The organism is Pseudoalteromonas sp. UCD-33C (genome assembly GCF_001306895.1).
Taxonomy (GTDB): Bacteria; Pseudomonadota; Gammaproteobacteria; order Enterobacterales; family Alteromonadaceae; genus Pseudoalteromonas.
This window is the reverse complement of the sequence record NZ_LJTB01000002.1, coordinates 921,400-948,398: the sequence shown is the minus strand read 5'-3', so window position 1 is coordinate 948,398 and position 26,999 is coordinate 921,400. Positions and strand designations below refer to the sequence as shown.

The 26,999-nt window shown below is 41.4% G+C and carries 27 protein-coding genes; 16 read left to right on the top strand and 11 right to left on the bottom strand.

The window, feature by feature from the left end; genetic code table 11:
- Nucleotides 1–6 precede the first annotated feature (6 nt).
- The 3 genes from AOG26_RS07575 to AOG26_RS07565 form a co-directional block, all read right to left on the bottom strand.
- On the bottom strand, nucleotides 7–846 hold the full coding sequence (locus AOG26_RS07575; RefSeq protein ID WP_054561892.1) for a mechanosensitive ion channel family protein: 840 nt from the start codon (nucleotides 844–846) through the stop codon (nucleotides 7–9).
- A 165-nt stretch (nucleotides 847–1,011) separates the two neighbouring features.
- Complete coding sequence (locus AOG26_RS07570; RefSeq protein ID WP_130051057.1) at nucleotides 1,012–2,280, bottom strand: HlyC/CorC family transporter; 1,269 nt, start codon at nucleotides 2,278–2,280, stop codon at nucleotides 1,012–1,014.
- A gap of 61 nt (nucleotides 2,281–2,341) precedes the next feature.
- Nucleotides 2,342–3,145, bottom strand: coding sequence for a cytochrome C assembly family protein (locus tag AOG26_RS07565; RefSeq protein ID WP_054551738.1), 804 nt, complete (start codon nucleotides 3,143–3,145; stop codon nucleotides 2,342–2,344).
- A 243-nt stretch (nucleotides 3,146–3,388) separates the two neighbouring features.
- Here AOG26_RS07565 and ffh point away from each other — a divergent pair, with 243 nt between their 5' ends.
- The 6 genes from ffh to tyrA all read left to right on the top strand — a co-directional run bounded on the left by ffh (nucleotide 3,389) and on the right by tyrA (nucleotide 8,356).
- A complete protein-coding gene (gene ffh / locus AOG26_RS07560) occupies nucleotides 3,389–4,765 on the top strand; it encodes a signal recognition particle protein (protein WP_054551737.1) in 1,377 nt (458 codons plus the stop codon).
- Between the two features lie 240 nt (nucleotides 4,766–5,005).
- Nucleotides 5,006–5,254, top strand: a complete 249-nt coding sequence (gene rpsP, locus AOG26_RS07555; RefSeq protein WP_054551736.1) for a 30S ribosomal protein S16 — start codon at nucleotides 5,006–5,008, stop codon at nucleotides 5,252–5,254.
- A 17-nt stretch (nucleotides 5,255–5,271) separates the two neighbouring features.
- Nucleotides 5,272–5,805: a ribosome maturation factor RimM gene (gene rimM / locus AOG26_RS07550; RefSeq protein WP_054561890.1), complete on the top strand. Its 534-nt coding sequence runs from the start codon at nucleotides 5,272–5,274 to the stop codon at nucleotides 5,803–5,805.
- Nucleotides 5,805–6,572, top strand: coding sequence for a tRNA (guanosine(37)-N1)-methyltransferase TrmD (trmD, locus tag AOG26_RS07545; protein WP_054551734.1), 768 nt, complete (start codon nucleotides 5,805–5,807; stop codon nucleotides 6,570–6,572). Before rimM ends, trmD begins: the two co-directional genes overlap by 1 nt.
- Before the next feature lie 33 nt (nucleotides 6,573–6,605).
- Nucleotides 6,606–6,965, top strand: coding sequence for a 50S ribosomal protein L19 (gene rplS / locus AOG26_RS07540; RefSeq protein WP_054551733.1), 360 nt, complete (start codon nucleotides 6,606–6,608; stop codon nucleotides 6,963–6,965).
- A 257-nt stretch (nucleotides 6,966–7,222) separates the two neighbouring features.
- Nucleotides 7,223–8,356, top strand: a complete 1,134-nt coding sequence (gene tyrA / locus AOG26_RS07535) for a bifunctional chorismate mutase/prephenate dehydrogenase (protein ID WP_054561889.1) — start codon at nucleotides 7,223–7,225, stop codon at nucleotides 8,354–8,356.
- 91 nt (nucleotides 8,357–8,447) lie between these two features.
- Here tyrA and nhaB read toward each other — a convergent pair whose 3' ends face one another.
- Nucleotides 8,448–10,028 (bottom strand): sodium/proton antiporter NhaB, encoded by a 1,581-nt coding sequence (gene nhaB, locus AOG26_RS07530; RefSeq protein WP_054561888.1) that lies wholly within the window; start codon nucleotides 10,026–10,028, stop codon nucleotides 8,448–8,450.
- A 233-nt stretch (nucleotides 10,029–10,261) separates the two neighbouring features.
- On the opposite strand from nhaB, the gene fadR reads away from it, so the two are divergent.
- Complete coding sequence (fadR, locus tag AOG26_RS07525) at nucleotides 10,262–10,975, top strand: fatty acid metabolism transcriptional regulator FadR (RefSeq protein WP_054561887.1); 714 nt, start codon at nucleotides 10,262–10,264, stop codon at nucleotides 10,973–10,975.
- Between the two features lie 284 nt (nucleotides 10,976–11,259).
- A complete protein-coding gene (locus AOG26_RS07520; RefSeq protein ID WP_054561886.1) occupies nucleotides 11,260–11,865 on the top strand; it encodes a peroxiredoxin C in 606 nt (201 codons plus the stop codon).
- Nucleotides 11,866–11,933: 68 nt separating this feature from the next.
- Here AOG26_RS07520 and AOG26_RS07515 read toward each other — a convergent pair whose 3' ends face one another.
- Nucleotides 11,934–14,459 carry a TonB-dependent receptor gene (locus AOG26_RS07515; protein WP_235575475.1) on the bottom strand — a complete coding sequence of 842 codons (2,526 nt, stop codon included), beginning with the start codon at nucleotides 14,457–14,459 and terminating at the stop codon, nucleotides 11,934–11,936.
- A 265-nt stretch (nucleotides 14,460–14,724) separates the two neighbouring features.
- On the bottom strand, nucleotides 14,725–15,204 hold the full coding sequence (gene smpB, locus AOG26_RS07510) for an SsrA-binding protein SmpB (protein WP_054551727.1): 480 nt from the start codon (nucleotides 15,202–15,204) through the stop codon (nucleotides 14,725–14,727).
- 133 nt (nucleotides 15,205–15,337) lie between these two features.
- On the opposite strand from smpB, the gene AOG26_RS07505 reads away from it, so the two are divergent.
- Together AOG26_RS07505 and AOG26_RS07500 are read left to right on the top strand one after the other, a co-directional pair.
- Nucleotides 15,338–15,778: a type II toxin-antitoxin system RatA family toxin gene (locus AOG26_RS07505; RefSeq protein WP_054561884.1), complete on the top strand. Its 441-nt coding sequence runs from the start codon at nucleotides 15,338–15,340 to the stop codon at nucleotides 15,776–15,778.
- Nucleotides 15,775–16,101, top strand: coding sequence for an RnfH family protein (locus tag AOG26_RS07500; RefSeq protein ID WP_054561883.1), 327 nt, complete (start codon nucleotides 15,775–15,777; stop codon nucleotides 16,099–16,101). Before AOG26_RS07505 ends, AOG26_RS07500 begins: the two co-directional genes overlap by 4 nt.
- A 41-nt stretch (nucleotides 16,102–16,142) precedes the next feature.
- Here the strand turns inward: AOG26_RS07500 and AOG26_RS07495 are convergent, their stop codons facing one another.
- Nucleotides 16,143–16,505 carry an outer membrane protein assembly factor BamE gene (locus tag AOG26_RS07495; protein WP_054551724.1) on the bottom strand — a complete coding sequence of 121 codons (363 nt, stop codon included), beginning with the start codon at nucleotides 16,503–16,505 and terminating at the stop codon, nucleotides 16,143–16,145.
- A 117-nt stretch (nucleotides 16,506–16,622) separates the two neighbouring features.
- Between AOG26_RS07495 and AOG26_RS07490 the strand changes: the two genes are divergently transcribed.
- Nucleotides 16,623–16,940 carry a GIY-YIG nuclease family protein gene (locus AOG26_RS07490; RefSeq protein WP_054561882.1) on the top strand — a complete coding sequence of 106 codons (318 nt, stop codon included), beginning with the start codon at nucleotides 16,623–16,625 and terminating at the stop codon, nucleotides 16,938–16,940.
- On the opposite strand, the gene AOG26_RS07485 is transcribed toward AOG26_RS07490, so the two are convergent.
- From AOG26_RS07485 to ilvC, 4 genes are all read right to left on the bottom strand, one after another.
- Nucleotides 16,941–17,852: a M20/M25/M40 family metallo-hydrolase gene (locus tag AOG26_RS07485; protein ID WP_160316763.1), complete on the bottom strand. Its 912-nt coding sequence runs from the start codon at nucleotides 17,850–17,852 to the stop codon at nucleotides 16,941–16,943.
- Complete coding sequence (locus AOG26_RS07480) at nucleotides 17,794–18,978, bottom strand: tetratricopeptide repeat protein (RefSeq protein ID WP_054561880.1); 1,185 nt, start codon at nucleotides 18,976–18,978, stop codon at nucleotides 17,794–17,796. The genes AOG26_RS07485 and AOG26_RS07480 overlap by 59 nt, the downstream gene beginning before the upstream one ends.
- A gap of 84 nt (nucleotides 18,979–19,062) precedes the next feature.
- Nucleotides 19,063–20,976, bottom strand: a complete 1,914-nt coding sequence (locus AOG26_RS07475; protein ID WP_054561879.1) for a methyl-accepting chemotaxis protein — start codon at nucleotides 20,974–20,976, stop codon at nucleotides 19,063–19,065.
- Nucleotides 20,977–21,120: 144 nt separating this feature from the next.
- The gene (gene ilvC, locus AOG26_RS07470; protein ID WP_054561878.1) at nucleotides 21,121–22,593 is read right to left on the bottom strand and encodes a ketol-acid reductoisomerase; all 1,473 of its coding nucleotides are present in this window, start codon (nucleotides 22,591–22,593) and stop codon (nucleotides 21,121–21,123) included.
- Nucleotides 22,594–22,739: 146 nt separating this feature from the next.
- On the opposite strand from ilvC, the gene ilvY reads away from it, so the two are divergent.
- The 5 genes from ilvY to AOG26_RS07445 all read left to right on the top strand — a co-directional run bounded on the left by ilvY (nucleotide 22,740) and on the right by AOG26_RS07445 (nucleotide 26,994).
- Nucleotides 22,740–23,642: an HTH-type transcriptional activator IlvY gene (gene ilvY / locus AOG26_RS07465; protein WP_054561877.1), complete on the top strand. Its 903-nt coding sequence runs from the start codon at nucleotides 22,740–22,742 to the stop codon at nucleotides 23,640–23,642.
- Between the two features lie 206 nt (nucleotides 23,643–23,848).
- Nucleotides 23,849–24,898, top strand: a complete 1,050-nt coding sequence (locus AOG26_RS07460; RefSeq protein WP_054561876.1) for a GGDEF domain-containing protein — start codon at nucleotides 23,849–23,851, stop codon at nucleotides 24,896–24,898.
- Between the two features lie 167 nt (nucleotides 24,899–25,065).
- Nucleotides 25,066–25,899, top strand: coding sequence for a MipA/OmpV family protein (locus tag AOG26_RS07455; RefSeq protein WP_054562020.1), 834 nt, complete (start codon nucleotides 25,066–25,068; stop codon nucleotides 25,897–25,899).
- Between the two features lies 1 nt (nucleotide 25,900).
- Nucleotides 25,901–26,287, top strand: coding sequence for a DUF3019 domain-containing protein (locus AOG26_RS07450; RefSeq protein WP_054561875.1), 387 nt, complete (start codon nucleotides 25,901–25,903; stop codon nucleotides 26,285–26,287).
- Nucleotides 26,288–26,301: 14 nt separating this feature from the next.
- Nucleotides 26,302–26,994, top strand: a complete 693-nt coding sequence (locus tag AOG26_RS07445; RefSeq protein ID WP_054562019.1) for a response regulator — start codon at nucleotides 26,302–26,304, stop codon at nucleotides 26,992–26,994.
- The last annotated feature ends 5 nt before the right edge of the window (nucleotides 26,995–26,999 follow it).

Sequence of the window (26,999 nt, the reverse complement as noted above, 5' to 3'; positions counted from 1 at the left end):
TGTTAGTTATTTACCAGGAAACTGGTGAATGTGAACATCCCTTTGCGGGAATGGAATCGTGATATCAGCGGCGTCAAAGGCAATTTTAACGCGTTCGTATAAGCCAAAATACACTGGCCAGTAGTTATCAGACTCAACCCACGCCCATACCAACATGCCAATATGGCTTTCACCGTGCTGGCTAACATGAACCGATGGTTTTTTATCTTCTATATCTTTTAGTATTAAATCATAGTCATTAAGCACGCTCATAAGCACATCACGGGCTTTATGGACATTATCTCCATAACTAATGCCAAATTCGATTGCAACGCGGTGTGTTGGCTCTGAAAACTTATTCTTAACGCAGCCATTTGATAGCGTGCCATTTGGGATAATGATCTTTTCATTGTCGTAAGTGAGTAAAACAGTGACAAAAATTTGTATCTCAACAACTGTACCCATGTAGCCTTGCGCTTCGATTACATCGCCAACTTTAAAAGGCTTAAAGAATAGAATAAGCACGCCACCTGCAAAGTTAGCAAGGCTACCTTGAAGAGCCATGCCGACCGCAAGGCCTGCAGCACCTAGCATTGCGATAAACGACGTGGTTTCTATGCCAATCATAGAAGCAACAGATATCAGCAACAGTACTTTTAAAATGACCGAGATAAAGGAGACTAAAAAGTGCGTAAGGCCAACTTCAAACTTGACCTTGTTCATTGATTTTTCGGCCATATTGGCAATTCTACCAATTAACCACCAACCTATAATTAAAACCAGTATTGCGAGGATAAACTTTGGCCCGTAAAGCATCAGCAATTCGATAGCTTGGTTATAGATTTTCTCGATTGATATTTCGTCCATTATTTTCCCTTTTATATCAATATATGCAAAAGAAAATAATAGTAGAGGAATTCGTGTTCGGGTGTGCGGGATAGCTAATAAAATGTGAATCTTCAGAAGTAATTCAGCTATAAGTAACAAAAAAGGAGTAGCAAGCTACTCCTTTTGTTTAGATGGTGTAGAAAATTATTCTGTACGTTTACTTGGAATAACTTTAACTAACTTAACCATATTTTCTTTTATCTCGATAACTTCAATAGGGTAGCCGGCAATACGTAAACTTAGGTTTGAGTCTGGGATGTCCTCTAAGTATTCAACGATTAAACCACTTAGCGTTTTCGGGCCATCAATCGGTAGCTCCCAACCCATTTCTTTATTTAAATCACGAATGTTAGCACCGCCATCAACAAGTACTGAGCCATCATCTTGCTCTGTTACTTCTTCACTCGGTGTACGCGTTTGCGTTGTAGTGAAATCACCCACTACTTCTTCAAGAATATCTTCAAGCGTTACTAGACCTTGAATATCACCATACTCATCGACAACTAAGCCAATACGTTCTTTTGATTGTTGAAACTTAAGTAGTTGCGTGTTCAGTGATGTGCCTTCAGGAATAAAGTAAATTTCACGTACCGCGCGTAGTAGTGATGGTTTATCAAACTGCTCTTTCGTTAATAGACGCAGTGCATCACGTGAGTGAATAAAGCCAACAGCATCATCAATTTGGTCACGATACAACAGTACACGGGTGTGCTGTGCATGAGTAAGTTGGCGGCTGATAAGCTTCCAATCGTCATTGATATCGATAGCAACAATTTCGTTGCGTGGGATCATGATATCTTCAACAGTGACTTGTTCTAAATCTAAAATTGAAGTCAGCATGCTTTGGTGGCGAGCAGGTAACAGTGCACCTGATTCGTTCACCACAGTTTTTAGTTCTTCTTTACTTAAGCTGTGCTCTTCAATTTGTGCGGTAGTAATACCAAACAAGCGTAACATGCCGTTGGTCATCCAGTTTACGATAACCACAAACGGGAAAAGGATTTTCAATAGGCCTTTGAGCACAATTGAGCTTGGAAAAGCAACCTTCTCTGGGTATAGCGCAGCAAGTGTTTTTGGCGTTACTTCGGCAAAGATTAAAACAACCAGCGTTAGCGCGCCGGTTGCAATAGCGATACCGAGATCACCATACAAACGAATACCAATAATCGTTGCAACCTGTGCTGCAGCGATATTTACAAGGTTATTACCAATTAAGATCAGACCAATGAGTCTGTCAGGGCGACTTAATAGTTTGCTGACGCGCTTCGCTGCACGATGATCTTCTTTAGCAAGATGACGCAGGCGAATACGGTTGATTGACATAATTCCAGTTTCAGAACCAGAAAAATAAGCAGAAATAAGTATCAATAATCCCAATATAATAAACAGGGTACTAGTCGATATGTCGTCCAAGGATGGATCCTTTTTTTATAAATCAGTGCATATTAAGCTAGAGACAGCTTGCTGAGTCAAGTTAAAACTTATTTAGAACCACTTCTTGGATGAAACGGCTGCCAAAATAAGCAAGTGACAAGATAAAAGCGGCTATCATGATCGAAAATACCACAGGCTTACCACGCCAGCCTTGGCGTAAATGACCTACAGTGACCACAGTGAAAATTAGCCAAGCAATTAACGATAAAACCGTTTTGTGGATAAACTCACTGGCAAACATTCCCTCTAAGAAGATGAACCCAGAAAGGAGAGCAAAAGTCAGTAAGATAGTACCCAGCGTGAGTAATTGATATAGCTGACGCTCAACCACCATTAAAGGAGGGAGGTGGCTGTGTACAATTGCCAAGTCTTTGCGTTTGAGGCGCTTATCAATAAAGTAGAACTGGACTGCATAAAGTGTTGAGATTATCAAAACGCAATAGGCTAGCAGTGATAACGATATGTGAGTAACTAAACCAAGCTCAACATCGATTGATTGCAAAATCACATGATGCGGTATAAACAAGCTGGCAAGGGTCAGTAAGGCTGCAAAACCATAAACAACTGGCAACAATAAAGTCGCGGGGAATTTGAGAGACACAGCAGTCACCGACACCACAATGACCCAACAGGTTAATAAGGCAACGTTGACGATACTTAAATCTTGGCCGTCAGCACGAAAAACTGAATTAACCAGTAATAGCATATGAGCAAGGATAGCCACAGTGCTAAGAATGACTGTGAGCTTTTGGCTTGGACCTTGTTTGTGAAAAAGGCGTGATAGCACATGTGACGTTGCTAACACATAAAACAAACTAGCAATAATAGTTAAACTAATAATCATCGTGTTTTGGCCACTTAATTTATATCGATAAATCCTTGTCTCTTTGATGCCATTGTATTTTATAGCAAGGCAAAAGCATAGAGTTTGTAAAAAGAAACTCAAACTGCACACTTGAACACTGTATTGTCGACCACCATTTACGGTATACTGCTAGGAATTAAATTTTAATATTGCCTGTATTGTCGCCAAACTTGTTTGATTTATGTACATTGCAGGTGCAACACGTTTTATCGGAACCTTTACATGTTTGAGAATCTCCAAGAACGCTTAGGTAAAACCTTAAAAAATATCAGTGGCCGCGGACGCCTAACTGAAGACAATATAAAAGATACATTACGCGAAGTCCGCATGGCATTTTTGGAAGCGGACGTTGCATTACCTGTTGTTCGTGAGTTCGTTAAGCAAGTTAAAGAACGCGCTGTAGGTGTTGAAGTAACAAAGAGCTTAAGCCCTGGCCAAGTCTTTATAAAGATTGTTCGTGAAGAACTTGAAAAAGCCATGGGTGAAGCTAACGAAGAGCTAAGCCTTAATGCACAGCCGCCAGCGGTCGTGATGATGGCGGGTTTACAAGGTGCTGGTAAAACGACCAGTGTTGGTAAACTAGCTAAATTCTTAAAAGAGCGTAAAAAGAAATCTGTATTAGTTGTGAGTGCTGACGTTTATCGTCCGGCAGCAATTAAACAGCTTGAAACACTGGCTGATGAAGTGGGGGTTGAGTTCTTCCCAAGTGACATTTCACAAAAGCCGGTTGATATCGCAAACAATGCGATTTCGCACGCGAAGAAGAAATTCATTGATGTGGTATTAGTTGATACCGCAGGTCGTTTACACGTCGATAACGACATGATGGATGAGATCAAAGCACTTCACAGTGCGATTAACCCAATCGAAACCTTGTTCGTTGTTGATGCGATGACAGGTCAAGATGCAGCAAACACTGCAAAAGCATTTGATGAGGCGCTTCCTTTAAGTGGTGTGATCTTAACCAAGACCGATGGTGATGCTCGTGGTGGTGCTGCATTATCGATTCGTCATATTACCGGTAAGCCAATTAAGTTCATGGGTGTGGGTGAGCGCACTGATGCTCTTGAACCATTCCACCCTGACCGTATTGCTTCTCGTATCCTAGGTATGGGTGATGTACTTTCATTAATCGAAGAAGTCGAAATGAAAGTAGATAAAGAGAAAGCCGCTAAAGTTGCCGAAAAAGTATTTAAAGGTGATGGTTTCACATTAGATGACTTTGCTGAGCAACTTCGTCAGATGAAGAACATGGGCGGTATGATGTCGATGCTAGATAAGCTGCCAGGCATGCAAAACCTACCAGACGCTGTAAAAGGCCAGATGGGTGATAAAACTTTCGTACAAATGGAAGCTATCATCAACTCTATGACGCCAAAAGAGCGTGCTCGCCCGGAAATCATCAAAGGCTCGCGTAAAAAACGTATTGCAGCAGGTTCTGGCACTCAGGTGCAAGAAATCAATAAACTGCTTAAGCAATTTACGCAAATGCAGAAGATGATGAAGAAGATGAAAGGCAAAGGTGGCATGAAGAAAATGATGCGCGGCATGAAAGGCATGTTACCACCAGGTATGATGGGTGGCGGCCCTAAATTTTAATAGTGCTGTTTATTAAGTGTATAAAAAGGAGCATATAGCTCCTTTTTTTGTAGATAATTTATGCGTAGTTGTTAGCTGCATGTAAGATTTAAAGCCCAGATCAGTGTTTAATCAACTAAACTTACATTTTGCAGCAGTTCTTACTTGCAATGTTGCAAAAAACTCGTACAATTCCCCAGCTTCCCGTACTGGGGAGTAAATCTTATTAATGAAAACAGTCAATCTAATGTAGAGGACGGTATGGTAACTATTCGTTTGCAACGTGGTGGCGCTAAAAAACGCCCTTTCTATCAAATTGTGGTTGCGGATAGCCGTTTCTCGCGTGACGGTCGCTTCATCGAGAAAGTAGGTTTCTTTAACCCAATCGCTTCTGGTCAGGAAGAAAAAGTACGTTTAGATTTATCTCGTGTTGATCACTGGGTAGGTCAAGGCGCATCTCTTTCAGATCGCGTAGCTAAGTTAGTTAAAGACGCTCGTAAAGCGGCTTAATAGGCGTAAGAGTAACCATGAGTCAAGAGAACACCTCGTATATTACAGTAGGAAAGCTCGGTGCCCCGTATGGTATAAAGGGCTGGCTTAAGGTGCATTCATTTACTGATGATCCCGAAGGGATCTTCGATTTCAGCCCATGGTTGATAGGGCAACAAGGTAAATGGCAGACCTTAGAAGTGGTCGACTGGCGTCGCCACAACAAAGGCTTTATCGCTAAAGTTGCGCAAGTAAACGACCGAGACGAAGCAATGGCTTTAACCAATGCAGAAATCTCAGTAGATGCAGCGCAGCTACCAGAATTACCGCAAGGTGAATTCTATTGGCGAGATCTGATCGGCATGTCTGTTGTAACTGATAAAGGTTATAACTTAGGCACTGTTGATGACCTAATGGAGACAGGGTCAAATGACGTTTTGGTTGTGAAAGCAAACAAAAAAGATGCATTTGGCCAAGCAGAGCGTTTAATTCCTTTCTTAACAGATTCTGTTATTAAAGAAGTTAAACATGATGCAAGAGAAATTACCGTAGACTGGGACCCAGGGTTTTAATGTCACAAACGAGTTCGCTATGGGTAGGGGTGATAAGCCTTTTCCCGGACATGTTTGATGCGATTACCACCCAAGGGGTAACAGGTCGCGCAGTTAAAAATGGTCTAATCGACTTTAACTGTTGGAACCCACGTGACTATGCTACTGATAAGCATAGAACTGTGGATGATCGTCCTTACGGGGGCGGTCCTGGCATGTTAATGATGGTTGAACCATTGAAACAAGCTATCCTTGACGCTAAAAAAGCGGCAGGTGATGGTGCAAAAGTAATTTATATGTCACCGCAAGGGCGCAAATTAGATCAGCAAGGTGCAAGCGAGCTTGCACAATCAGAAAAGCTGATTTTAATTGCAGGTCGCTATGAAGGTATAGATGAGCGAATTATAGAATCATACGTTGACGAAGAATGGTCAATTGGTGATTTTATTTTAAGTGGTGGTGAGCTACCCGCGATGACGCTAATTGATGCAGTAGCACGATTAGTACCAGGGGTGTTAGGTCATAACCAGTCAGCTGAGCAGGATTCATTTTCGAATGGCTTGCTTGATTGTCCTCACTATACACGGCCAGAGACATTGGATGATAAACAGGTGCCTGCTGTATTACTCAGCGGAAACCACCAAGAAATCGCTAAGTGGCGCACAAAGCAATCACTTGGTAGAACTTGGCTTCGTCGTCCTGACTTGTTGCATAACCTAGCTCTGACTGAGGAGCAAGCGGCACTCCTTGCTGAATTTCAGCAAGAGTACCAACAAGCTTGTGGCTAGAAGACAGTTACACCTAGGAAAGTGAGAAATATAATGGCAAAAGTAAACCAAAATATTATTAAAGCGCTTGAAGAAGAGCAGCTTAAAACAGACGTACCAGCATTCGGCGCTGGTGATACAGTAGTTGTACAGGTACGTGTAAAAGAAGGTAACAAAGAGCGTCTACAGGCCTTTGAAGGTGTTGTAATCGCTAAGCGTAATCGTGGTCTTCACTCAGCATTCACAGTTCGTAAAATCTCGAGCGGTGAAGGTGTTGAGCGTGTATTCCAAACGCACAGCCCTCTTATCGATAGTATCTCAGTTAAACGTCGCGGTGCAGTTCGCCGTGCGAAACTTTACTATCTACGTGAGCGTTCTGGTAAATCTGCACGTATTAGAGAAAAACTTAACTAATACGCGCTGTTTTACAACGCAAAATAAAACGGGTTGCAGCCTTAGGTTGCAACCCGTTTTGGTTTTTATACCACAAAAAAATTTCTCTCCCCTGAGAAATACTCCCTTCTAAATTATCTGTTATCCCTTTATGAGCTATGCTACATGCACGTTAGGGCTTTGTGCTTTGGCTGTTATCCTGTTACTATAATTTGTATTAAAAGCTTTACTTTTTTGTATATAAATATTTACGTTTTAAGGGTTTGAGGTGTGGTAACGTGGTAACAGTGAATGATCTAGCTGATTTAAGAGCAGGAATAGATGAATGTGATGCGCAATTGGTGGCATTACTGGCAAAGCGTAATGGGATTACAGAAAAAATAGGCGCAATTAAGCAACAAATCGGTGCTCCATTACATGCACCTGATCGCGAGGCTGATTTACTCGCGGCACGTCGTCAAGAAGCAATCGCACAAGGGGTTAACCCTGAGTTAGTTGAGGACATCCTACGCCGTATGATGCGTGAAGCTTATCAGAATCAGCAAGGTAGCCTTGCTTGTGTTGCGCCTCAGTTATCACCTATTGTAATTGTTGGTGGTGAAGGTGCAATGGGCCAGTTGTTTGCACAACAGTTTACTCGTTCAGGTTATGAAGTGCGTATTTTAGATAAAGCACAGCAAGCACAAAGTGAAACGATATTAAAAGGGGCAAAATTGGTTCTTGTCAGTGTGCCAATTAATGCACTTGAGCAAATCGTCGCAGCATTACCAACACTTGATGATGACTGTTTGCTGGTTGATATTACCTCTGTTAAGCAAAAGCCTTTAAAAGCACTTATGGCGGCTCATAGCGGCCCAGTAGTTGGCTTACACCCCATGTTTGGCCCAGATATTTCACACTGGGTAAAGCAAACGGTCGTCGTGTGTGAAGGGCGAGATCATGAAGTGGCTAAAGGGTTAATGGCACAACTACAAGTTTGGGGCTGTCAAGTAGTTGAAATGGATGCTAAAAAACACGATGAAGCAATGCAGATCATTCAGGTTATGCGCCACTTAACAACCTTTGTATATGGCCAGTTTCTTGCCAAGCAAAGCCATACACTTGCAGAGCTTCGCAGCTGCTCATCACCCATTTATCAATTAGAGTTAATGATGGTAGGGCGCTTATTTGCCCAATCGCCAGAGCTTTACTCTGACATCATGTTAGCGCAATTCGACGATGTAGAAGCACTGCTTGCCAACTACCAAGATACTTTTGCAGACACGCTAGAAAAGCTAAAAGCTGGGGATAAAGCATCATTGATTGCCGCATTTGCTGATGCAAAAGAATACTTCTCTGATGCAACTGCACATTTCTTAACGCAAAGCCGCAGCTTACTTAATAAAGCAAACGACGCGAAAGTACTTGATTAAATGCCTCTTATTTAGCAAAAAAGAGCTCTAGCAAAAAAGCCCGCATCAAACGGGCTTTTTTGTTGCAAATAAATTGTTTTAAATAATCGTTTTAATGACCACCTAATGAGCCAGGTAACGCACCGCTGTGGTGATTGATTAATCCCCATTGATAAAGTAAGTCAGTCATATCTGAAAGGCTGAATAAAGTCATGCTCAAGCCAACAATCGTCAACACTATGGTATAAGGTAGCGCCATGTATACCATGCGTCCATAAGATAGCCTTAACACAGGGGCTAATGTTGATGTAAGCAAGAATAAGAATGCAGCTTGTCCATTTGGTGTAGCAACACTTGGCAGGTTGGTACCGGTATTAATTGCTACAGCTAACAAATCAAACTGATCACGGGTAATTTGACCTGCCTGTAACGCAGCAGCCACTTCATTGATATACACAGTACCCACGAAAACGTTATCGCTGACCATCGACAGAATACCGTTGGCAATAAAGAACATCACTAGTTGCAGCTGACCTTCAAAGGTAAGCACCCATGCGATCACAGGTGTAAATAAATGCTGGTCGATAATAACTGCGACAATTGAGAAGAATACGCAAAGTAATGCTGTGAATGGTAGGGCTTCTTCAAATGCTTTACCTAACTGGTGTTCTTCAATAATACCAGCACTGGCTGTGGCAAAAATAATTACAGACAAACCAATTAAACCAACAGTGGCTAGGTGAAGGGCTAAACCTATGATCAACCAAACAGCAATGAAAGCTTGAATCGCTAGGTTCACTTTGTCGCGTGTGGTGCGTTTTTTCTCAAGCTTTTTGGCATGATCCGATAAAATCGTGTGGATGGGGGCAGGGAGTTTTGCGCCGTAACCAAAGGCTTTGGTTTTTTCGAGTAAGAAAGTAGTAGCAATACCGGCGATCATAACGGGTAAAGTAATAGGCAACATTCGGAAGAAAAATTCGCCAAATAACCAGCCAGCACGCTCTGCAATGATCAAGTTCTGTGGCTCACCTACCATGGTACAAACACCGCCTAAGGCAGTACCAATTGATGCATGCATTAATAAGTTACGAAGAAAAGCACGAAACTCTTCAAGCTCCTGACGATTGACAGGGCGAACTTGGTTATCGTCATTAATATCATGCTCGCTGCTAGAGTCTTTTCCTGATGCAACCTTGTGGTAAATACTGTAAAAGCCCATCGCGACAGCAATAACAACGGCCATCACCGTTAACGCATCTAAGAAAGCAGATAAAAAAGCCGCAGCAATCGTGAACGACAGCGACAATACGGTTTTACTTCGCACCGAAACAACCAGCTTTGTGAAGATATACAAAAGCAAGTCTTTCATAAAATAGATGCCGGCAACCATAAAGATAAGTAACAGGATCACATCGATATTTTGCACTATTTCATGTTCAACTTGGCCGGCGGTTGTCATGCCGATAAATAAGGCCTCAATTGCTAATAAGCCTCCCGGTTGTAGCGGGTAACATTTAAGCGCCATGGCGAGTGTAAAAATAAACTCTAGCACTAACACCCATCCTGCCAGATAAGGGTTAAGTTGAAATAACACCGGGTTGATTAGTAAAAACGCAATAATGGTGTATTTATACCACTGTGGTGAAGTCCCCAAAAAATTTTTAAATATTGCTGGTAAAACGCGCTGCTGCATGGCCGTACCTTTTAATAGTGCTGGTTGTTATTGTTAATATTTGGAAATTCAATATACCGAAAGTATTGTTATTTGGTGTACTTTTAATCCAAAAGGTCATTTATTTATCGAGATTTTACAGATTTTTATGCACTGCGGAGTTAGTTTACTTGTTAGTTGCTGATCATCTGGTACAATCAGTGAGTTGAACACCAAATGCGGTAAAAGTAGTTGCTAACTCAAGTGGAAATTGGATGAGAATTTTTAAAGCGAAAAGCCCAGCAGGTTTTGCTGAAGAATACATTGTTGAATCTATTTGGAATGGTGACTTTCCGCCTGGCTCAATTCTTCCTGCTGAACGTGAATTGTCAGAGCTGATTGGTGTAACACGTACAACCTTACGTGAAGTACTTCAGCGTCTAGCCCGTGATGGCTGGCTAACGATTCAACACGGTAAACCTACCCGTGTAAATAACTTCTGGGAAACCTCGGGTCTTAACATTTTAGAGACGCTAGCACGTCTTGATGAAGACAAAATGCCAGAGCTTACAGACCAATTACTTTCTGCTCGCACTAATATCAGCGCAATTTATACCCGTGCGGCTATTAAACTTGCCCCAGAGCGTGTAATTGAAATTTTATCGCAAAGTGAAGAACTTGAAGACAGTGCTCAAGCATTTGCTGATTACGATTATAAAGTTCACCATGAATTAGCAGTAGCAGGTAATAATCGTATCTATGTGCTTATCTTAAATGGTTTTAAAGGTTTCTACTCAAAAATTGGCTGCCATTACTTCTCTGATTCACGTACTCGTGAATTAGCGCGTCAGTTTTATAAAGACCTAACAGAGCTTGCTGAGCGTCGTGAGCATGACGGTGCGATTTCTATGATGCGTAAATATGGTCATCAAACAGGTGAAATCTGGCAGCAAATCCGTGGTGATATGCCAGAAGATATCATGGACTAAGCGTCTGTATTGATATTCATTTAAGAACCCAGCTAAAAGCTGGGTTTTTTGTGTTCTGTGGGTCAATTCGCACACTAATATAGAGTTATCTCAATCCACGTTTACAGCGAATCAATTTTTCCGATTAAGCATATCGTTTTTTTCGATTGTTCATTTGTCTGTAACCTCATTAAACTATCTTGCAAATTATCAATACTTACTCTTGGTTTTTGATTTTTAGTAACCATATCTAAGTGAGTATTGCATAGGCAATTGGAAATAAACTCAAATATTTGGAGATAAAAATGGGTGTATTAGTTGGCCGTCAGGCACCAGACTTTACTGCAGCAGCTGTTCTTGGTAACGGTGAAATCGTTGAAAACTTCAACCTAAAAGAAACTATCAAAGGTAAAAAAGCAGTTATCTTCTTTTACCCGTTAGACTTCACTTTCGTTTGTCCTTCAGAGCTAATCGCTTTCGACAAGCGTTTTGAAGAGTTCCAAAAGCGTGGCGTTGAAGTAATCGGTGTTTCTATCGATTCACAATTCTCACACAATGCATGGCGTAACACTGCCGTTGCTGACGGTGGTATTGGTCAAGTTAAATATGCACTAGTTGCAGACGTTAAACACGAAATCTGTCAAGCATACGACGTTGAGCACCCAGAAGCAGGTGTTGCTTTCCGTGGTTCTTTCCTAATCGACGAAGAAGGTAACGTACGTCACCAAGTAGTTAACGACCTTCCACTAGGCCGTAACATCGACGAAATGATCCGCATGGTTGACGCGCTAGCGTTCCACAGCGAGCACGGTGAAGTATGTCCAGCTGGTTGGACTGAAGGTAAAAAAGGTATGGACGCAAGCCCTGCAGGTGTTGCTAAATTCCTTTCTGAAAACGAAGGTGACCTATAATCTAGGCCTTAGTTAAAGAATTAAAAAACCCGCCAATTGGCGGGTTTTTGTTTTTAAGCTCAACGAGATCAGTTAAAGCGCATTGTTAGCTTAGTATAGAAATAACGACCACGTGGGTTATGTACGCTTGATACATAGCCATATAAGTCGCCATCACCATCACCGATTGCAAACGGAGGATCTTCATCAAACACGTTATTCACACCCACAGAAAGTTTGATTTTCTCTGAGAAGTTATACGCAGTTTGTAAATCAACTAGCGTTTGTGAATCAACCATACGTGATGTGTTGCTATCAAAGTCTAGATTACCGTCAAAGTCGATATCTGGGGTATCTTCAAACTCGCCAGTGTAACTAACGTTTACATTAGTATTGAAGTCACCCATTTCCCAGTTTGTTGAGAAAATCCAACGGTTTTCAGGGTAACGGTACTCGCCAGTGTAATCGCGGCCATCTTTCTTAAATTCGTTTTGGTAAGCCCATTCTAAATTGAATTTTAAGAAGCCATAATCGTTCATCGCATGCGTGTAGTTAGCCGATACATCGACACCAGATACCTCTTGTGATGAAACGTTTTCAAAGGTGCTGTAAACTTTTTGGATTACACCTAAACTCTGACCATTTTGTGGTGCTAAACGCACACACACAGTGCTGTTTTGGTCATTACAGTTGTTATCGTAAATAGGGCCGAACTCTTGCTCGTCAATCTTATTATCTTGTGTAATGCTCCATACATCGATTCCAAAACCAAATTCAGCGGTAGGTGCCCAAATGAAACCCACATTCCATGACTCTGATTCTTCAGCTTCAAGGTTCGGGTTACCCGCAAATTGGATATTGTAATCAAGCGCATTACAGTCAAGTCCAGTTGCCTGACAACGGTAAGTATCTACAAAGAACTGACTCTCTTCAGATGGACCTAAACCAATTTGTGCCAGTGAAGGCGCGCGGAAACCTTGAGCCCATGAGCCACGCACAGTGATTGAATCAGTTGGTGCCCAGCGAACAGCTACTTTAGGGTTTGTTGTTGAGCCAAAATCACTGTAGTCATCGTATCGACCCGCTAATTGCAGTTCTAGGTTGTCTGCTAACGGAATTGAAAACTCAATGTAAGCTGCGTATTGGTCGCGTTCAGCAGCGGCTGAGACAGATTCAGTACCAAAGATTAAACCACGTTGGAATTGATCGTCTGGAATGTCGCTTACATCTTCTTCACGGTATTCAATACCAGCAGCCATCATCACCACATCATCGCCAAAGCTGAATGCTTCACCACTGATATTTGCATCAAATGAAGTCATATGAGACTCACCACGGCGCACTAAGCTTGTCGTGATACGGTCAATCACTGCTTGGTCATTATAGGTGCCACCAAATGGGTTATAGTTACCAGCATCGATTTCTTGTTGTAAGAAATCAGTGCGCACCCAACCTTGGCTTCTGTCACCGGTTTGCATTGATTTACTGCGACCTTTTTGAACTGCTGCTTCCCAGCTCCAGTCACTGATCTCACCTTTTAGGCCTGCAACAAAACGCAGCGTATCTGATTCAATATCCCATTGGCGAGGGCCGGCATCTACCGTTCTGTAGCGACCAATTTCGATATCTTGGCCAAACGGGTTGTTAGGATGGCTTGCTGGCACGGTAAGGCCTGCGTCTTCATCAAGAGGCGTTGGTGCACCTGCAGCTTGCGACGTATTATGTTGTACTGCAACCTCTAAGAAAGCTGAAATACCATTGTCGAAGTTATATTCAAATTGTGAGATAGCACCGACACGCTCAGATGCTGGAGTTACGTAACCATATGGGCCGTAGTCAAATAAGCAGCTGCCACTTGCAGTTGCATTTTCTGCCGGACAGGCCGGATCAATGGTTTTTTCACCATCTACATAGAAGTAGCCTGGGAAGCCACGGGATGAGCGAAAATCCATACCACCGTATGGTTCTTGGTTTGCTGTGCCTAGGCGGCCCATTTCATCAGAAGAGAGCGCGGTATTGTTAAAATAATCAATAATAATTGATGCGCTGCTTTTCTCTGTACTGGTACCCCAAACTAGGCTTGCTGTTTTTTCTTCGTAGTTAGGACCGTCAGTGCCACCATATCCAAGGTTTACCTCTAGGCCGTTAATATCTTTTTTTAAGATAATATTAACTACACCTGCAACTGCATCAGAACCATAAATAGCTGATGCGCCATCCTTTAAAATATCGATACGCTCAATCGCAGAGACAGGGATTGAGTTGATATCAACAAACGAATTAGTAATGCTTTCAGCAAAAGCGCTAATAGATACACGACGGCCATTAATAAGTACCAATGTTGCGTCTGAGCCTAAGCCTCGAAGGCTGACTGCTGCAGCACCATTAGCTGTAGAGTCTTGGTTATTACCGCGAGTAGAGAAAGTACCATTACCTGCAACTGGCATACGTTCTAATAGTTGTTGTAGGTTGTCGTAGCCCATGTTATCGATGTCTGCACGACTGATTGATTGAACCGGTGATGGCCCTTCAATATCTGAGCGCTTAATGCGAGAACCTGTAACTTCAATACGCTCGACCTTTTCAGCTCCGTCTGACTCTGCAGCCGCTGACATAAAACTTGTGCCTGCTAATGCTGCAACTGTAAATGCATAGAGAGGTCGTTGTATAAAGCGATGGGTGTTCTTCATATATTTCAATCCTTGTATAATTGTGAAAGTGTTGTGAATTAATCACGACAAAGATTGATATCATGTAAATGCAGAAGGTTGAAATAGCAAAAAAGTATGGGTTTATTAAGGGGTTAAGGTTCTTAAGTAGGGAAAGTCAGGACTGGTAAGGGGTACGAGCCTACCAAAAAGGTTAGGCTCATTTCATAAATTAAGCTTTATGTTTCATTAGGCGTTCTTTTTCACGCGCCCAATCTTTATTTTTTCCGTCTTCACGTTTGTCGTGCATCTTTTTACCTTTAGCAAGGTGGAACTCCAACTTCACCCAGCATTTTTTCCAGTACATTGCAGTCGCGATTAATGAAAAACCTTCGCGTTCTGTAGCACCGATAAGACGATCGATTTCACGCTTATTTAAAAGTAACTTACGATACCTTAAAGGATCGCAAATTACGTGAGTAGAAGCACTGTTGAGAGGCTGAATTTGACTGCCAAGTAAAAATGCTTCGCCGTTTTTAATGTGAATATAAGTCTCAGAGATGTTTACTTTACCAGCTCGGATACTTTTTACTTCCCAGCCCTGTAGTTCAACCCCTGCTTCGAACTTATCGTGTAAAAAATACTCATGACGCGCTTTTTTGTTAAGCGCGATGGTATTACTTGTCGATTTAGATGATTTTTTCTTAGCCATAGTGGCTCATATTATACGTAAAAACAGCGTTTTTACATCGCTTTTTTAAGGCTTTGCAGATATTTTCGTGTTACTAAAATTTGGGGAAATAGCCAAAGCTTGCTAAAATTCGCCGACAAAGTTGGGAGTGAATATGCCGCAAATAGAAAAAAGTGCGCTGGTAATGTACAGCAGCAAAGAAATGTTTGATTTAGTGAATGATGTTGATGCTTATCCAGAGTTTTTACCACATTGCTCAGATGCTAAAATCGTCACACAACAAGCCAGTGGCATGACGGCCAGTTTAGAGATCTCAAAAGCGGGTTTAAAAAAGTGGTTCACTACCGAAAATACCTTCATAGATGAGCAAACTGTTGCACTACGCTTAGTCGATGGCCCATTTAAAAAGCTGCAAGGTAAATGGCATTTTTTACCGCTGGACGATAAAGCATGTAAAGTTCAGCTTCACCTTGAGTTTGAATTTGCTAGTAAACTTATTGAGATGGCTTTCGGAAAAGTATTTAACGAAGTCGCTAAGAACATGGTTAATGCATTTACACAACGTGCTAAAACTGTATATGGAGTTCGCCCATGATCACTGTTGAAGTGGTTTTTGCTTTACCAACAACGGCAACCAGTTTGCTGGTAGAAGTACCAGTAGGTACTACAGCTGAGCAAGCGGTGATTAAGTCAGGTATTATTGATAAGTGCCCAGAAATAGACGCAAATAACCTAACGCTTGGGGTTTGGAATCGTACTTGTAAACTGCATCAAGAAGTAAAAGATGGCGATCGCATAGAAATCTATCGACCGCTTATTGCTGATCCAAAGGATGCACGCAGACGCCGGGCTGAAAAAGCCAAAGAAGAGGGCCGAGCCAACAAAGTGACGGGCGGTCGCCCTTTAAATAAAGCATAAAAAAGGGTAGCTTAGGCTACCCTTAATAATTTGCGCTGCTATTACTCTTGTTCAAGCGGCGTATTAAATTCGCTAGGTTGTTCATAGTCTCCCGACAACGAAACAAGCTTATCGTTTTCAAAGTTAATAGTGAGTGACTTTCGTTGCTCGTTGCTACGACCAAGGTTGAATACGTACAGGTAGTGCCAGGTATTTTTATCAAATGAGTCTTCAGCTACTGGCTTGCCTAGTACATACAGTACTTGCTCGCGAGTCATATTTACACGAAGCTTATCTACATCTGATTGCTCTAGGAAGTTACCTTGAGGAATGTTGATTCGGTAAACCCAGCTTGAACACCCTGCTGTAGCACTTAAAGTAAGGGTAAGTACTAACCAAAAAGAAAAAGTTTTAAACGACTGCATTATTTGTTTGAATCCTTATTTTTTATACACTGCATGATACCGATTAGTCACAGAAGGTAAAACCCTTTTCAGTAATTGTTTTTACTGAAATGCGATTAACAATCACGAGGCACAGATTTGACCACAGCAAACCCAGAAAGTTTACAGCAGCTTATAAAAAACAACGAAAATTCAGAGGCTCTGTGGCATTTGTATATAGTGCAGACACGTTTAGGTCATTGGTACACTGGGATCAGCACTAACGTTGAAAAGCGCTTTATGCAGCATCAAGCGGGAAAAGGGGCTAAAAACCTCAAAGGCAAAGGGCCTTTAACACTTATCTATCAACAGCAGGTAGGTAATCGTAGTGAAGCAACTAAACTTGAAATAAGCGTAAAAAAGCTCAGCAAAGCACAAAAAAGGCAGTTTGTTTTAACCTCTGAACTACCCAAATAACTAACTTGGAAGCTTCTCAATAAATAGGGCTATTTTCGCCATGGCATATTCGAACAATGTAAAGTCGATGTGCGCCGCCGTGTCGGTGCTTTGATGATGATGTTTATCGTGTCCGATGCCAAAATAAATGTATGGGATCCCGGCTTTAGCGAATGAATAATGGTCACTTGCTCTGCGCCAATCAACTTTGAGATCAAATAATCGATTCAGCCTCGCTGACGAGCTAGTTGCCATAAAGGTTAGATGCTCATCAGATAAGGTTTTAATGTCAGTTTGATATTGCGCTAATGATTGCTTATCTAAAAACGCATAGATACGCGGTTTTCGTGGGTTTACAACGAGCATATCTAAATTAATATTAAGTTTGATTTCGTCTTTATTAAGTGTCGATACCAAGTACTCGCTACCATGTAGGCCATTTTCTTCTGCATCGGTTGCAACAAAAACTAATTGATAGGGCTGGGGGCTTTGTGCAAAGTGTTTAGCTAAATAAAGTAAAGCGGCAACGCCGCTGGCATTGTCATTAGCACCAGGATAAAGCCGACTGCCTTTTTGCCCTAGGTGATCATAGTGGGCAGTAAAAATAACTTTTTTACAGTTTTCACAGCGGCTATTTTGGGACGCAATAATGTTCCGTCCTGTAGCCTTACCAAAGAATCCTGATTGATAAGTAAAACCTTGTTCATTAACCGAATAGCCAAGTGCTACAAAGCGCTCTACTATGAAGTCGGCGGCTAATTTCGCGCCCTCGGTATTCGTTTTTCGTCCTGCAAATTGAGCCGATGTTAGCGTTATGATGTCGTGTTCTAAGTCTGTATTGGCAAATGCTTGCCCAATGCTTATCAGTACAGCACTAGCGGTAATCAATAAGCTTTGCAGTATGCGAGCGAAGCGCTTGTAATTTACTCTCATAACGCTGTTTATCATGATCAAAGTCTGCTTTATTGTTAGCCATAGTTAAATACTTTTTAGCCAGCTTTAAGTCACCCAATTGATAGTAGGTTCTCGCTAAACCAAAATCAGTATCATGCAGGGTTGGGTTTAAGTCACGGGCTTTTTTGTAGTGCTTTATGGCATCTTGATAACGGGCGGTTGTATAGGCGTCGTTTCCTAAAGAAATATGGTAATACGGGTTTGCTTGGCGTTTATTATCAAGCTTGGCTAATATAGCTTGACCTTGCTCTTTACGATTGGTCAGGTTATAGAGTCTTGCTAAATTGCCTAAGGCGGTGTTGTTGTCTGGATCTAAACTAATCGCGTATTGGTAGGCTGTTTCAGCACTTTGATAGTCATTCGTTAATCTGAATAACACGCCAAGATTACCCCATGCACCTGAGTAGTTGCTATCAATATCAACTGCTGCTTTGTAATAGCTAAAAGCAGTATCATAATCATGTTTTAGCATCGCAGCTGCACCTTTATTGTTATAAAACATTGCTGTGATGCGGGCTTTATTGATGTTGCTAGTTTTAAACGCTTCTTGGCGGCTGTTAGGGTCAAAGTCTATCACTAAAGAGCGCTCTTCTGGGTAAATGACTTTTCTATTTACCACAAGTTTTTGAGCTTCACTTACTTTTAAGTTGATATGGCCTGTGAGTAAATTAAAGCCATTATCAAGTGCCCAATATTCTGGGATATGCACTTTTTGAAATTGTCCTGCAAGGCCAAGGTAGTCAGCAAGGCTATAGGCTAAAATCGATAACGATAAACAGTTGGCGTTTAAATTTGAGTAGGCTTGATTAGCGGTTAAGGTAGCACCAGATTGATAAGATAAAGACGCATCGCCATTTTGCAACAGGAACTTCAGCAAACGTTTAGTGCTTTGCAATGAACGGCTGTCTTTTGGAAAAGCATTATCAAGTTGCTCTTTAACATGTTCGCTTAATGCAAAAATCTCTTGTTGAGTTTCAACTGGGGTTTGAGTAAACGTATTACTTTGCGTCAAAGCAAGTGGTGGGGGAGCGGTGTTATTTTCTGTACTACTACACGCCGTTAATAAGCAAAAGCTTGAGGCTAAAACAATGCTAGATAATTTCATCTGACCCTCTTAAATCATGGCCTAATACCATTTAAGTATAGGCCGTGAATGAAAAAGGGTCAGGGTTAACTGTTACAAAACGTGTCAGCGTTTATCAAAAGTCGCAACAAGGTCATCAAGAGTTTGCGCACTGTTCGCTAAGTCTTTGATTGCTTGTTCACTGTCAATTTGTTCACGCATGACGTTATCACTAATGTCACTTATTTGCTCAATGTTACGACCCACATCTGCCACAACATTACTTTGCTCTTCGGTCGCAGTTGCTATTAAGGTTGCCATATCGTTTATTTCATTGGCAGCATCGTTAATGGCATTAAGTAATTCAACAGAGCTCTGCATTGCATCAACGCTTAATTGAGCTTGTGATTTCGAGTGATTGATGTGATTCACTACTAAATCAGAGGTACTGGTAAGTTCACTGATCATAGTTTGAATTTCAGTTGTTGATTGTGAAGTGCGATTTGCAAGCGCTCTTACTTCATCAGCTACAACAGCAAAGCCTCGGCCGTGCTCACCCGCACGAGCAGATTCAATCGCTGCGTTGAGTGCTAACAAGTTGGTTTGTTCAGAAATACCCCTGATAGAGTCAACAATACTGGCGATAGCTTGCGTTTTATTTGCCAACTCGTTTACTTGCTCGGTGATATTATCGATATCACATGCCAGCTCTATTATCGCTTCTTTACTTTGCGTTACCTGAGTATGGCTTTGTTCAGTGTTCTGCTTACTATTCTCAGTGAGCTTAGCCGTGTTCGCTGCGCTTGAGGCAATTTCTTGCACTGTCGCACCCATTTCATTAATTGCCGCAGCAACAGAGATTGTTTGCTCTTTTTGATTATCAAGTGCTACTGAGTTCTTTTGTGCTTGCTGAAACACATGATCAGCGCTTTGTCTGATTTCACTACTCTCTTGAGCTACTTGGCTAATTGCAGTTTCAATCTTAGAGATAAATTGGTTAAAGCCAGCAGATAAGTTAGCAAGTTCTGGCTGCTCAGAGTCAGGAAGTCTATATGCTAAGTTAGCATCACCAGAGCCTAAACGGGTGAATAACTCAGCCATTTTCGACAGCGGCGATGAAAGCGTGCGTGCAAGCACTAAACCAGCAAAACTTGCGATCAGCGCAATCACTATTGCAAAGCTGATGATTTGCCATTGTAAAACCTGAATACTCGAAAACACTTCGTGCTTAGGTACTTGGGCAATAACAAATAAATCGGTGTTTTTAATTGGACTTGCAGCCACTAAGGTTGCTTCACCATTAAGATCAATCTCTTGTAAATTGAAGTCGCTTTGCGTTAGCAGAGTACGCGTGATTCCCGTTTTATAAACGTCATCCAATTTAGCTTTAGCGACCTTATTTTCGTCTTTATGTAACTGTATGAGGCCGTTTTTATCGGCAACAAATACAAAACCGGTTTCTTCGATTTGGAAGCGCTGCAGCATAGCCTGCATATCGTCAATGCTTTTAGCAAGGCCTGCTAAACCAATGCCGTTGGTTTGCTGGTGGTTTACAAACATTTTCACATCAGTCGGTGATTCTTGATAGATACTGATAGAAAAAGGCTGTGCGGTGTTTGTAAACGCAAAAAACCAACCATCTTGTTCTTGTGTTAAAACGCGCAAGAAACCGTCTTGGTTCCAATATTGTGCCGTTTCACGATTAGCCCACGAGGCGGTTGCTAAATCGTATTGCTTAACAAGGCGGTTAAGTTCTTTTAGCAGTGTTTTATCATCAGTATTGCCTGAACGCGCCCACTCTAATACAAACTCGTTACTAGAGAGTTGCTCAGCTGCACTGATCATTTGATTTATATCGTGAGTAATATAGTTATCAATTGCTTGAAGTTTGCTAGGTAGCTCAGATTCTATCATTCGTTTTTCGATGATTTGTTTTGCACTGTATATCGCTGTTGCGCCGATTAACGCAGCAACAATGAGAGCTATAGAACTGCCAAGCAGTGTAATTTTTTTAGTAATGGTGAGTTGATTTAACGCCATGAAAGTGTCTTAGTTTACAACATTTAAGTCAGTAATTTTAGCATACACTTTACAGATGACGAATCAATGTAGGGACAAAAAAAAAGCCCAAAGCATATAAGCAATTGGGCTTGGTTTCTAACAAGCGAAACTTACTTTCCAGGGTTAAACAATTTTCTTCATTGCTGACATGTAACCACGTAGCTTGCTACCAATGATTTCAACCGGGTGCTCGCGTAGTGCTTTATTCACGGCAATCAAGGTTTGGTTATCAACTTGGTTGCTTGCACTATCAAGACCTTTACCAATCACATCTGTATCGATGCCTTTCATAAAGTCTTGTAGCAGCGGTAAACACGCGTGGTTGTATAAGTAACAGCCATACTCTGCAGTATCTGAAATAGTTCGGTTCATTTCGAAAAGCTTCTTACGAGCAATGGTGTTTGCGATAAGCGGCGTTTCGTGTAGTGATTCATAGTAAGCAGATTCAGCGATGATACCTGCCGCAGTCATGGTTTCGAAAGCAAGCTCAACACCTGCTTTAACCATGGCAACCATTAAAATACCTTGATCGAAGAATGCTTGCTCGCTGATCTCTTGGTCGGTATTTTGTTGCTTTTCGAATGCAGTTTCAGCAGTTTCTGCGCGCCATGCTAGTAATTTTGCGTCATCTTCAGCCCAGTCAGCCATCATACCGCGAGAGAATTCGCCGCTGATGATATCGTCCATATGCTTGTTATAAAGTGGACGCATAATTGTTTTAAGTTCTTCACTTAATTCAAATGCTTTCACTTTTGCTGGGTTTGATAAGCGGTCAAGCATGTTAGTTACGCCACCATACTTAAGTGCTTCAGTGATCACTTCCCAACCGTATTGGATTAGTTTTGATGCGTAACTTGCATCAATGCCTTTTTCGACCATTTTATCGAAGCAAAGTAGTGAGCCTGTTTGTAACATGCCACATAGAATCGTTTGCTCACCCATTAAGTCAGATTTAACTTCTGCAATGAATGATGATTTTAATACACCCGCACGATGACCGCCGGTACCTGCTGCATACGCTTTAGCTTGCGCTAAACCATGGCCTTGAGGGTCGTTTTCTGGGTGAACCGCAATTAATGTTGGTACACCAAAGCCACGTTTGTATTCTTCACGTACTTCTGAACCAGGGCACTTAGGTGCAACCATGATTACTGTTAAGTCTTCACGGATTTGCATGCCTTCTTCAACAATGTTGAAGCCGTGTGAATAAGCAAGTGTTGCACCTTGTTTCATTAACGGCATGATGGCAGTTATAACAGCCGTATGTTGTTTATCAGGCGTTAGGTTTAATACTACATCTGCTGTTGGGATAAGCTCTTCATAAGTGCCTACAGTAAAACCATTTTCAGATGCGTTTAAGAAAGATTGACGACGCTCAGCAATAGCTGACTCACGAAGAGTATAAGAAACATCTAAACCTGAATCACGTAAATTTAAACCTTGGTTAAGGCCTTGTGCGCCACAACCGACAATAACGAGTTTTTTCCCTTTTAAAGCGTCTACACCATCAGCAAACTCTGCTGGGTCCATAAATTCACACTGCGCTAATTGCGCTAACTGCTCTCTCAAAGGAAGAGTATTAAAATAATTCGCCATTGTTAGTGTCCTATAAATACAATTTTGTTAGAAAATCAAAGAACCGACGTGGTGTTCTTTGTATGTATTAACACTATGCAATTTTTTACCTTGCGTAAAATGATATATTTGAATTAAAGTATTTCATAAAATGAAATGGTGGCGGTATGGATCACAAACATCTTAATTACTTTTTGGCGTTAGCTAAGACGCTGCACTTTGCTAGGGCCAGTGAGCTTTGTCATATCAGTGCGCCAACATTGAGCCGCAACATCAAGCAACTTGAAGAAGAAGTTGGGGTAGTGCTGTTTAATCGGGATAATCGCACCGTCAAATTAACTCGCGAGGGTGAGTCATTTATTGAGTACGCCAATGCGACGCTGGCTAACTGGCACCGTTTTAAGGCTAACGTACAAGAGCCGCAACAGCATGTTTATGGCAATGTCAGTATTTATTGCTCAGTAACCGCCTCTTATAGCTTTTTACACCAAATACTCGAGCAACTGCGAATGCAACATCCATATATTGAAATTACCCTCAATACCGGTGATCCTGCTCTTGCCATAAACCGTGTTTTAGATGGCCATGAAGATATGGCTATTGCTGCAAAACCGATGAAGTTACCTGGGCAAATAGCCTTTACCAGCGTTGGTTACTCACCATTAGTACTGATAGCACCAAAAATAGCATGCCCGATCAGTGAAAAGCTTTCTGCCAGTGAACAAATTGATTGGTCAGATTTAGAATTTATTGTTGCTGAGCAGGGGTTATCAAGGCAACGTCTTGAGCAGTGGTGGCGTAAAAAGAATATTCATGGCCGTATATATGCGCAGGTTGCAGGTCATGAAGCTATGGTTTCTATGGTGAGCTTAGGCTTGGGTATTGCCATGGTGCCAAAAATTGTACTGGATAACAGCCCGCTCAAAGATAAAGTACAAATAGTGAGTGATGCAGAGCAGACTATTGCAGGATTTGAAATTGGTCTAGCTGTTTTAAATAAAGAGCGCCATGATCCGGCACTCAATGCAATTTGGAGTATTGCTCAATCGCTTACTCAGCAAGCAATCTAGCTTAAGATCTAGTCAATAACACTTTATTGTTAAATATATTATGTTGATACAAATGGCTTAATTTAAATTAATTATTTAGTATTGGTTTTTGTAAAAAATATTCGTGGTTTTTGCTGGTTTTACGTTTGTAAAATCCTTTTTCATTGATTTTTTTAATGGGGTTGATACCGTATTTTAAAATAATAAAACTTTCATGGCCTAGACTCATGATACTTTCAGCGCAAGCCGAACACTCTTTAAGCTACTCGAGCCACTGTCTGAAGCTCGCAATTCCTCTAATGGTTAAGTACAAAATGCCAATTACTCCGCTTAATTATGCGCTTTGGTATTGTTATGTTAGCGAAAAGAACCAAGATTTAAACAAAGAGCTTGATAGTATTATTAAAAAGCACAATACCTGTAGCCATGAGCAGGCAAAGCACCTTTTCAACAAGTATTTATCTCGGGACGACTTGGCACTATTTTATCAGCTATCTGGCGGCTTTAATGATGTTGTTGGTAAAGTGCATCAAGATATCAATGAAGCACTTAGTTACTCAGCTGAATTCAACCAGGCTTTGCAAGAATGCCGTGACACACTAACTAGTGCAGATATAAGTCAGGAAAGGGGCTTTGATGATGTACTTGATTGTGTCGAGCGCTTAAGTGACGAGTCGGCAGCTTTGCAAAGTCGTGCACAAGATTTTCAAAATCAGCTTGCGCTGGCTTACTCAGAAATTACAGAATTAAAACAAGAGCTTATCAGGTCTAGAAGTAAAGCCGAAAAAGACCCGCTTACAGGGCTTTATAACCGCGGTAAGTTTGATGAAGATATCACGCGGTTTTGTCAAACCAATGACTTAGCTGAAGTCACTGTTCTTACTATGGTTGATATCGATCACTTTAAACAATTTAACGACACTTTTGGTCATCAAAAAGGAGACCAAGTTTTGCGTGCAGTTTCAGCAAAACTACTTAAACATGTATCTAGTGTTGGTCAGGCCTATCGTTATGGTGGTGAAGAGTTTTGTTTCACCGCACAGTTTGCAAGTATCAGTGACATGACTAATTTTACTCAGCAGCTGCGTCATGCTGTCGCTAAATTACAGATTAAAGAGCCTAAATCTAATAAGGTGTTAAGCCAAGTCACTGCTAGCTTTGGTATTGCTATAAAAGCTAAAAATAGTAATCCAGAACAACTCATAGCAAAAGCCGATAAAGCACTCTATTTAGCCAAAGAGCATGGCCGAAATCGTATCGAAATCGTCGAAGAGTAACAAACTTAACCGATATATGTATCAAATTTGTGAATAGTTGTAACCTTGCAACGACAGTTTGTTCACATCTTGATATTATGCTCTTATTGCAAAACCCCTTTGGTCGTAAAATAACAATGAAATCTCAAACGATCAGGATGTGCGCAGCGGTTTATGTCTTGATAGGCATGCTAGTAAGTCAAGCAAGCGCCGATGACTCAACGCGCACTGAACGTGAAAGCCGTGTGGCAAATCAACAGATCGATACCCAGCAGTGGCACCTAAGTATTAATACGGGAGCTGGGGTGATCACGAACCCACTTCATGGTGGTGATAACTTACCATTAATTGTGCTGCCTGAAATCGCTTTTTATGGTGAAAAATGGTTCTTCGATAATGGCCGTTTAGGTTATTCATTCCAAGAAAGCGATACTCATGTTGTTAATTTCGTAACCGAGTTCAACCCTGAGACTCGCTTCTTTATAGATTTTCACCCTAGCAATGTTTTCGCACTGCAAACATCGAATAGCTTTATTGTTGAATCGACCACCAGTAATGAACTGGCAGAAAAGTCAGTATCAACAAGCGATATTAAAAAGAGACGATGGGCATTAGATGCTGGCTTAAGCTATCACTATATTCATAATAATCATGTGATTTCTTTACAGGCACTAGCCGATATTTCGGGCGTTTATAAAGGCCTTCGTAGTGCTTTACAATGGCAATCACATCACCGAATAGGAAACCTATCTGTCGCACCTAGCTTAGGGGTTTGGTACAAATCAGCCAGACTAAATGATTATTTTTATGGTTTATCGGCTAAAGAGTCCTCATATGGGGAAATAGATGTTGGCAGTAGTTGGCAACCTTATGCTAAAATCGACGCCCGTTGGCCCCTGAGTGAGGCTAACTCTCTTCGTTTTCATTTAGCATATTATGACTACTCAGCCGTGGATGACAGTCCGCTTTTTGAACACACGTACTCGATGACTGCATTTATAGGATTCAATCATATTTTTTAATATGAAGTATTTTGTTTTTAGTCTGTGTGTGTTTGTTGCTGTTATTTGGGTTACCCCAAGCCATGCGCAAGCGACTCAGTTTGATATCACGCCAAAAGTGTGTGTTGTATTACAACAGCACGAATTTTGTGATCTTGAGTTAAAAATCAGCTGGCAAACACAGCTGCCTCAAGATCTGTGTTTGTTTCAAAATAACCAACAAATTCAATGCTGGAACGACAGCAAAAAAGGGCTTTACAGCCATAAAGCGCGGGTTCAGGTTGAAACAATATACTCCTTAGTCAATCCGCACACGGGGAGCAAAATTGCGACCGCAAAAGTCGAAGTGCAAAGCACCGAAGCAAAAACAACGAGGCGTAGATTACGCTCACCGTGGAGCTTTTTTTAATTCAGGAGCAACCAATGGCAAAGATTTTACTTGTTGAAGATGATCTCGGCTTACAGCAGTTAACACGTGATTACCTTCAACATAATGGGTTGGATGTTGCGGTCCTTGAACGCGGCGACGAAGTATTTGAATACCTTGAAAACAACCCAGTTGATTTAATGATTTTAGATGTCATGTTACCGGGTAAAGATGGCTTTAGCGTTTGCCGTCAGGTACGTGATAAATTTAGCTTACCTATCTTAATGCTGACAGCTAAAGGTGAGGACTTTGACCAAGTGATTGGCCTTGAACTTGGCGCAGATGATTATGTAATTAAGCCTGCAGAACCTCGTGTATTGTTAGCACGTATCAATGCATTGTTACGTCGCGGTCAAGCTACAAACAAAGCGCCAGAAGAGCTTAGCTTTGGCGATTTAACCATTGATAAAACTAGCCGCATTGTTACACTTAAAGGCAGTGAAATTACACTGACTTCTCATGAATTTGAGCTGCTTTGGTTGCTTGCGTCAAATGCTGGTGAAGTGTTAAGTCGTGAGCATGTTCATCAACACATGATTGGTCGTCAATATGATGGTTTAGACCGAACCGTTGACGTACGTGTATCGCGTATCCGTAAGAAATTAGGTGATAACAGTGATAAACCATACCGAATTAAAACAGTTTGGGGACAGGGTTACCTTTTTGTATCTGACGCATGGGATATGTAATTTTT

What these genes read in the sequence shown, in the direction of transcription:
- AOG26_RS07485 (WP_160316763.1), bottom strand. Translation starts at nt 17,852, where the DNA reads ATGAGAGTAAATTACAAGCGCTTCGCTCGCATACTGCAAAGCTTATTG.
- rimM (WP_054561890.1), top strand. Translation starts at nt 5,272, where the DNA reads ATGAGTCAAGAGAACACCTCGTATATTACAGTAGGAAAGCTCGGTGCC.
- rplS (WP_054551733.1), top strand. Translation starts at nt 6,606, where the DNA reads ATGGCAAAAGTAAACCAAAATATTATTAAAGCGCTTGAAGAAGAGCAG.
- AOG26_RS07495 (WP_054551724.1), bottom strand. Translation starts at nt 16,505, where the DNA reads ATGCAGTCGTTTAAAACTTTTTCTTTTTGGTTAGTACTTACCCTTACT.
- AOG26_RS07445 (WP_054562019.1), top strand. Translation starts at nt 26,302, where the DNA reads ATGGCAAAGATTTTACTTGTTGAAGATGATCTCGGCTTACAGCAGTTA.
- ilvY (WP_054561877.1), top strand. Translation starts at nt 22,740, where the DNA reads ATGGATCACAAACATCTTAATTACTTTTTGGCGTTAGCTAAGACGCTG.
- ilvC (WP_054561878.1), bottom strand. Translation starts at nt 22,593, where the DNA reads ATGGCGAATTATTTTAATACTCTTCCTTTGAGAGAGCAGTTAGCGCAA.
- AOG26_RS07480 (WP_054561880.1), bottom strand. Translation starts at nt 18,978, where the DNA reads ATGAAATTATCTAGCATTGTTTTAGCCTCAAGCTTTTGCTTATTAACG.
- AOG26_RS07505 (WP_054561884.1), top strand. Translation starts at nt 15,338, where the DNA reads ATGCCGCAAATAGAAAAAAGTGCGCTGGTAATGTACAGCAGCAAAGAA.
- AOG26_RS07475 (WP_054561879.1), bottom strand. Translation starts at nt 20,976, where the DNA reads ATGGCGTTAAATCAACTCACCATTACTAAAAAAATTACACTGCTTGGC.
- AOG26_RS07455 (WP_054562020.1), top strand. Translation starts at nt 25,066, where the DNA reads ATGCTAGTAAGTCAAGCAAGCGCCGATGACTCAACGCGCACTGAACGT.
- AOG26_RS07520 (WP_054561886.1), top strand. Translation starts at nt 11,260, where the DNA reads ATGGGTGTATTAGTTGGCCGTCAGGCACCAGACTTTACTGCAGCAGCT.
- fadR (WP_054561887.1), top strand. Translation starts at nt 10,262, where the DNA reads ATGAGAATTTTTAAAGCGAAAAGCCCAGCAGGTTTTGCTGAAGAATAC.
- smpB (WP_054551727.1), bottom strand. Translation starts at nt 15,204, where the DNA reads ATGGCTAAGAAAAAATCATCTAAATCGACAAGTAATACCATCGCGCTT.
- AOG26_RS07575 (WP_054561892.1), bottom strand. Translation starts at nt 846, where the DNA reads ATGGACGAAATATCAATCGAGAAAATCTATAACCAAGCTATCGAATTG.
- ffh (WP_054551737.1), top strand. Translation starts at nt 3,389, where the DNA reads ATGTTTGAGAATCTCCAAGAACGCTTAGGTAAAACCTTAAAAAATATC.
- nhaB (WP_054561888.1), bottom strand. Translation starts at nt 10,028, where the DNA reads ATGCAGCAGCGCGTTTTACCAGCAATATTTAAAAATTTTTTGGGGACT.
- trmD (WP_054551734.1), top strand. Translation starts at nt 5,805, where the DNA reads ATGTCACAAACGAGTTCGCTATGGGTAGGGGTGATAAGCCTTTTCCCG.
- AOG26_RS07460 (WP_054561876.1), top strand. Translation starts at nt 23,849, where the DNA reads ATGATACTTTCAGCGCAAGCCGAACACTCTTTAAGCTACTCGAGCCAC.
- AOG26_RS07500 (WP_054561883.1), top strand. Translation starts at nt 15,775, where the DNA reads ATGATCACTGTTGAAGTGGTTTTTGCTTTACCAACAACGGCAACCAGT.
- rpsP (WP_054551736.1), top strand. Translation starts at nt 5,006, where the DNA reads ATGGTAACTATTCGTTTGCAACGTGGTGGCGCTAAAAAACGCCCTTTC.
- AOG26_RS07515 (WP_235575475.1), bottom strand. Translation starts at nt 14,459, where the DNA reads ATGTCAGCGGCTGCAGAGTCAGACGGAGCTGAAAAGGTCGAGCGTATT.
- AOG26_RS07450 (WP_054561875.1), top strand. Translation starts at nt 25,901, where the DNA reads ATGAAGTATTTTGTTTTTAGTCTGTGTGTGTTTGTTGCTGTTATTTGG.
- AOG26_RS07565 (WP_054551738.1), bottom strand. Translation starts at nt 3,145, where the DNA reads ATGATTATTAGTTTAACTATTATTGCTAGTTTGTTTTATGTGTTAGCA.